This window comes from Pseudomonas sp. P7779, from assembly GCF_013386315.1.
Classification (GTDB): domain Bacteria; phylum Pseudomonadota; class Gammaproteobacteria; order Pseudomonadales; family Pseudomonadaceae; genus Aquipseudomonas.
The window spans coordinates 1-888 of sequence record NZ_JACARZ010000190.1; the positions used below are offsets into that span (position 1 = coordinate 1).

Consider the following 888-nt stretch of genomic DNA (forward strand, 5'->3'; position numbering starts at 1 on the left):
TCTTAAGAGATCGAAGTTATTCGCCTCTTTGGCTCAAAAGCGCGTCAATGTGCTCCAGCCACAATTTCCCGCTTTTCCAATCGTGAGGATAATAGTAGCCACAGCCAATATCTGAGAACAAAAGATGCTGTAACGCTTGCTCCGTCTTGTTGGCATGTAAAAGAGCTTTTAACTCGAGGTGTGCAGCTTTAAAAGTTTCTGCTGAGGATTCAGCTATAAAGCTGAGAATCACATTGTCCGCACTATCAAACTCATCAACCCAATCTTGATTGAAGTAACCCGCGAGAAGTTGCTGCAGTTGTGAATAATCGTTATTCATGGATTCGGATATCCGGTCTGAATTCTATAGCCATTGGGCATGCTTTTATCTTTGAACAAAATCAGGTAAATCTCCCGTCCGGGGACGGTTTTTTTTGCACCTCGCTTCAGGCTAGTTCCAACTGGCTGAGGAGACTTTTGAGTAATAACAATTTTTTTGTCTTTTCCTTTAACAAACGAATTTATTTTAGTTTTGTTGCTTGCTATCACGCTTGATATTGCTGACTCGGCTGTCGCGCGATCAGGGAAGGTAGATGCCGTGGGCACATGAGGCTCATTTTTAAGACGTGTTGCCAGTTGTTGGTCAGTTCTACCAATGTGCTTTTGCATCAAATGTCCTCCGGCAGCTTCGTGAGCAGCTAAACCTCCACCAGGAACAATTTCGCTGTAAGGCCCATCGGCGACTATTTGGCCTGGGCAGGCTGTAGCTTTACAGCTCAACCCCAACGGATCCACCCACCCCGTCGGGTTGGGCACGTACAGGTATCCGTTCAGCCCGCCCGCCAGTTTCACCGGATCAGGCGTCAGGTAGCGGCCAATATCCGGATTGTAGTAGCGATGTCGGTTGTA

At 47.0% G+C, this 888-nt stretch carries 2 protein-coding genes; both read right to left on the minus strand.

The window, feature by feature from the left end:
• Window positions 1-16: 16 nt before the first annotated feature.
• Window positions 17-319: a contact-dependent growth inhibition system immunity protein gene (locus HX869_RS31020; RefSeq protein WP_134326170.1), complete on the minus strand. Its 303-nt coding sequence runs from the start codon at window positions 317-319 to the stop codon at window positions 17-19.
• On the minus strand, window positions 316-888 hold a 573-nt coding region (locus HX869_RS31025; RefSeq protein WP_306172797.1), incomplete at its 5' end, for an RNase A-like domain-containing protein. The genes HX869_RS31025 and HX869_RS31020, both read right to left, overlap by 4 nt.

Excerpts from the sequence above, each read along its gene's own strand:
- HX869_RS31020 (WP_134326170.1), bottom strand. The coding sequence starts at position 319 with ATGAATAACGATTATTCACAACTGCAGCAACTTCTCGCGGGTTACTTC.